Annotated in this window: 5 protein-coding genes and 1 riboswitch; of the genes, 4 read left to right on the forward strand and 1 reads right to left on the reverse strand. The window is 50.6% G+C overall.

Annotated elements, in window-relative coordinates; genetic code table 11:
- The first annotated feature begins 438 nt into the window (after positions 1 to 438).
- The 4 genes from NNN64_RS22430 (at position 439) to rlmA (ending at position 3,642) form a co-directional block, all read left to right on the forward strand.
- Entirely contained in the window at positions 439 to 582 is a 144-nt protein-coding gene (locus NNN64_RS22430; RefSeq protein ID WP_003034983.1) for a DUF2627 domain-containing protein, read from the forward strand.
- 12 nt (positions 583 to 594) lie between these two features.
- The gene (gene cspE / locus NNN64_RS22435) at positions 595 to 804 is read left to right on the forward strand and encodes a transcription antiterminator/RNA stability regulator CspE (protein WP_001062678.1); all 210 of its coding nucleotides are present in this window, start codon (positions 595 to 597) and stop codon (positions 802 to 804) included.
- Positions 805 to 1,023: 219 nt separating this feature from the next.
- Positions 1,024 to 2,769: a peptidoglycan glycosyltransferase FtsI gene (gene ftsI / locus NNN64_RS22440; RefSeq protein ID WP_271442831.1), complete on the forward strand. Its 1,746-nt coding sequence runs from the start codon at positions 1,024 to 1,026 to the stop codon at positions 2,767 to 2,769.
- Positions 2,770 to 2,832: 63 nt separating this feature from the next.
- Entirely contained in the window at positions 2,833 to 3,642 is an 810-nt protein-coding gene (rlmA, locus tag NNN64_RS22445) for a 23S rRNA (guanine(745)-N(1))-methyltransferase (RefSeq protein WP_271442832.1), read from the forward strand.
- Here rlmA and mntP read toward each other — a convergent pair.
- Positions 3,639 to 4,205 carry a manganese efflux pump MntP gene (mntP, locus tag NNN64_RS22450; protein ID WP_260864149.1) on the reverse strand — a complete coding sequence of 189 codons (567 nt, stop codon included), beginning with the start codon at positions 4,203 to 4,205 and terminating at the stop codon, positions 3,639 to 3,641. The genes rlmA and mntP overlap by 4 nt on opposite strands.
- Positions 4,206 to 4,336: 131 nt before the next feature.
- Positions 4,337 to 4,440: riboswitch (yybP-ykoY riboswitch) on the reverse strand.
- Positions 4,441 to 4,494: the final 54 nt, after the last annotated feature.

Below are 4,494 nucleotides of genomic sequence, written 5' to 3' on the forward strand. Positions count from 1 at the left end.
TAATATGATTGTGTCATTTTTGTGATACCGATCGTTTTATTATCAGCGAAACGTTTCTCTTACTTTTTTTTGTGCATTGTCATCATTCTTTCATTATTTTGGTGCAAAACCAGAATGCTGATCTCATTTTTATGCTTATGATATTTTATGCATTACTCAGCATAAAAAATGATATCCGGCAGAGGCTGTGACAGATAATCTGGAACAGTTCAACCTGATGAGCTATGGTAGAAAAGTCCCTGCTACGGCGAAGGCCAGCCGGGGCAAGGGTGAGAGGCGGGGATATATCTCTACTTGGCCTGGCGCATAACTGTGCAGTTGTTGTTTGATGAACTGCGGGATTTGTGCGACCGATCGAGACACGTTTAAAAATGGCTTGCCATTATTAACGTTGTATGTGATAACACGGTTTGGGTTAAACGAGGTACAGTTCTGTTTATGTGTGGCATTTTCAGTAAAGAAGTCCTGAGTAAACACGTTGACGTTGAATACCGCTTCTCTGCCGAACCTTATATTAGTGCCTCAAGCAGTAATGTCTCAGTTTTATCTATGTTATGCCTGCGGGCGAAGAAAATACTCTAAGGAATTTTGCAAATGGCAAAGATTAAAGGTCAAGTTAAGTGGTTCAACGAGTCTAAAGGTTTTGGTTTCATTACTCCGGCTGATGGCAGCAAAGACGTGTTCGTACACTTCTCCGCTATCCAGGGTAACGGCTTCAAAACTCTGGCTGAAGGCCAGAACGTTGAGTTCGAAATTCAGGACGGCCAGAAAGGTCCGGCTGCTGTTAACGTAACAGCTATCTGATCGATACCACTGATTTGAAGCGCTCAGGCGCAACCAATTCAGATATAAAGCCTCGCTTACGCGGGGCTTTTTAATTCAAGTTACGTCAAAATATTTCTGAATGCCTCTCCATTAGTGCTTTGTTGCAAAGGCGTGATGTTCGTAGCATTGTTTTCCCCGCTTTATCCCGGCAATTCCCGTTAAATCAGTTACCTGAAAAACTATCTTGCTGGAGCCCCGGTGAAAAAGAAAAACGACGGCGATGCGCGCAATTTTACTCCCGTACGTTTTGCCCTGCTTTGTGTGGCAATATTGTTGAGTCTGGGATTGTTGCTTGGTCGGGTTGCGTGGTTACAAATCGTCACCCCTACGAGTCTGGTCAAGCAGGAGGATATGCGTTCGTTACGTGAAGTCACAATCGCCTCACCGCGCGGGATGATTACCGACAGAGAAGGACGTCCCCTCGCAGTAAGCGTGCCGGTGAATGCAGTTTGGGCCGATCCCAAGACCATTATTAGCAAGGGGGGCGTGGGTTATAACGAACGTTGGCAAGCACTGGCCAGAACCCTGCATCTGTCACTCAGTTCACTGGCGGAACGTGTAAACAGTAACCCTGGCGGACGTTTTATCTATCTGGCACGACAGATTTCTCCGCAGCAGGCAGAGTGGGTCGATGATCTTAATCTCCCAGGGATCAATCTGCGCGAAGAATCCCGCCGTTTCTATCCCGCAGGTCATGTGGCGGCGAATCTCATCGGCTTTACGAACATTGATGGACAAGGTATTGAAGGCCTGGAGAAAAGCTTCAACAGTCAGTTGATGGGTAAACCCGGCTCTCGTCTTGTGCGCAAAGACAAGTTTGGGCATGTGATTGAAAATATCACGGAAGTGATGCCGGTCCCCGCGCACGAATTGCAGCTCAGTATTGATGAGCGTTTGCAGACGGTGACTGAAGATGCGCTGGACAATGCCGTGACATGGAATAAAGCGGATTCTGGTGCGGCGGTGCTGGTAAGTATTGCCACCGGTGAAATCCTGTCGATGGCAAGTTTTCCCGATTTTAACCCTAATAACCGCGAAGGCGCGGTACTGGATGATTTCCGCAACCGTGCAATTAGTGACACCTTTGAGCCGGGCTCAACCGTAAAACCATTAGTGATCATGACCGCTCTCCAGCAGGGGATTGTGCAGCCTGACAGCGTGATTGATACCCACCCCTTTAATGTTGATGGTCATCGTATCCGCGACGTCGGGTTTTACCCTGAGCTATCGCTCACCGGTATTTTGCAGAAATCAAGCGATACTGGTGTGTCGCACCTTTCGCTGGCAATGCCGGTACAGAAACTGCTGGATACCTATAAAAGCTTCGGCTTCGGTGATCCAACCGGCTTAGGTCTCACCGGAGAAAGTAGCGGCTTAATGCCTCAGCGACGTTACTGGAGCGATTTGGATCGCGCGACCTTTGCATTCGGCTACGGGTTAATGGTGACACCGCTCCAACTGGCACATGTCTATGCCACTATCGGCAGTTTTGGCGTCTACCGACCGCTTTCAATTACACGTATCGACCCACCAGTGATAGGAACTCGTGTAATGCCAGAGGCGCTGGTGCATCAGGTTGAACATATGATGGAGAGCGTTGCGCTACCCGGCGGCGGTGGGACCAAGGCTGCGGTGAGGGATTATCGTGTTGCGGTGAAAACCGGGACGGCAAAAAAAATAGGCGATGACGGTAAGTACGTCGATAAATACGTGGCTTATACGGCAGGGGTTGCCCCTGCCAGTGATCCGAAATTCGCGCTGGTCGTGGTGATAAATAACCCACAAAACGGCGCTTACTACGGCGGTGCGGTATCGGCCCCGGTGTTCAGCCAGATCATGGGGGATGTCCTGCGTCTGGAAAACGTGAAACCCGACGGGATGCCAGCCGATTCTGACCATCTGCTGGTGATGCATGGTAGTAGCCTGGCCTCACCGTCGCTGTAAGTTATTTTCGCGGGGCGCGAATCGCGTTACACTTGCGCCCTTAAATCACCAGCCGGAGTTGTCATGTCGTTTTCCTGTCCCCTTTGTCATCAGCCTCTTACTCAAGCGAATAACAGTTTTGTGTGCCCTGGACGGCATCAGTTTGACGTGGCGAAAGAGGGATATGTCAACCTGATGCCGGTTCAGCATAAGAGGTCGCGCGATCCGGGTGACAGTGCGGAAATGATGCAGGCTCGCCGGGCATTTCTGGATGCCGGGCACTATCAACCGCTGCGCGATGCGATTGTGAACGCGCTCAGCGAGAGGCTGGGAACAAGTCATGTGTCGATTCTGGATATCGGCTGTGGGGAAGGGTACTACACCCGCGCTTTCGCGGATGCGATAGCGAATGGCTCGACCTTTGGTCTGGACGTTTCGAAGGTGGCGATTAAGGCTGCAGCCCGGCGCTATCCACAAGTGACTTTTTGCGTTGCCTCAAGCCATCGTCTGCCGTTTGCCGATGCGTCAATGGACGCCATTATCAGGATCTACGCCCCCTGCAAAGCGCAAGAGCTGGCTCGTGTGGTTAAACCGGGTGGGTGGGTGATTACGGCAACGCCAGGCCCACGGCATTTAATGGAGCTTAAGGGGCTGATTTATGATGAGGTGCGTCTGCATGCGCCTCATACAGAGCAGCTTGATGGCTTTGTCCTGCAACAGAGTATTGCACTGGGGTATCCGATGCCGCTCAATGGTAGTGAGGCGGTCGCATTACTGCAAATGACGCCTTTTGCCTGGCGAGCAAAACCGGAAGTCTGGGAGGCGTTGGCGGTGAAATCGGTATTTGACTGCCAGACAGACTTTAGTATTCATATCTGGCAACGTGTAGATTAACCGTGAAAGTGTGCCCAGAGAATCTGGGCACCGATACCAATCAGGACTACCCCACCCAGAATTTCCGCGCGTTTGCCCAACATCGGGCCAATAAAACGCCCGATCATCATCCCGAGAGTAGACATAATTAATGTGGCGCAGCCGATAGCAAGCGCAGTCGCGATGATGTTCACCTGAAGAAAGGCCAGACCTACGCCGACGGCCATTGCATCGAGACTGGTGGCGATTGCGGTGGTAACCAGTAGCCAAAAACCGTGGCGGCGCTGTGGCTCTTCGTCTTCATCGCCATTGTCGCGGAAACCTTCGATTATCATTCGTCCACCTAAAAAGATCAGCAGGATGAAGGCGATCCAGTGGTTCCACTCCAACACGAATTTGCTGGCAAGCATGCCCATTCCCCAGCCAATCAGCGGCGTAAGGGTCTCGACTGCGCCAAAAATAAGGCCGGTACGCAGGGCTTCAGAGAATTTAGGTTTATGTAAGGTGGCGCCTTTGCCAATTGATGCCGCGAAAGCATCCATCGACATGCCGAAAGCGAGAAGAACAGTTGCGGTGATATTCATAACAGCGTCCTGACCGGGGTATTCCATAAAACACATCACTGCCCCCAGTAACCATGCACACTGAGCGGACCCACTGTCTATACAGAGCCATTCAAATATGCATTGCAGTTGATGTGCCTATGGTCTCGCCTGACTAAACGTGATGTTCAGTCCGTACGTGCCACGTTTTTCAACGAGTATGTTGACACGTACATTTCCGGAGTCTGGAAATCGGCTACTCCCCAACGACGGGCGCAACCTTAACATATTTTTGGAATATAAAACAAGAAACGCAGAAATATTATTTGAC

This window comes from Citrobacter sp. Igbk 14, assembly GCF_028069825.1.
GTDB lineage: Bacteria > Pseudomonadota > Gammaproteobacteria > Enterobacterales > Enterobacteriaceae > Citrobacter.

What these genes read in the sequence shown, in the direction of transcription:
- cspE (WP_001062678.1), top strand. Translation starts at nt 595, where the DNA reads ATGGCAAAGATTAAAGGTCAAGTTAAGTGGTTCAACGAGTCTAAAGGT.
- mntP (WP_260864149.1), bottom strand. Translation starts at nt 4,205, where the DNA reads ATGAATATCACCGCAACTGTTCTTCTCGCTTTCGGCATGTCGATGGAT.
- NNN64_RS22430 (WP_003034983.1), top strand. Translation starts at nt 439, where the DNA reads ATGTGTGGCATTTTCAGTAAAGAAGTCCTGAGTAAACACGTTGACGTT.
- rlmA (WP_271442832.1), top strand. Translation starts at nt 2,833, where the DNA reads ATGTCGTTTTCCTGTCCCCTTTGTCATCAGCCTCTTACTCAAGCGAAT.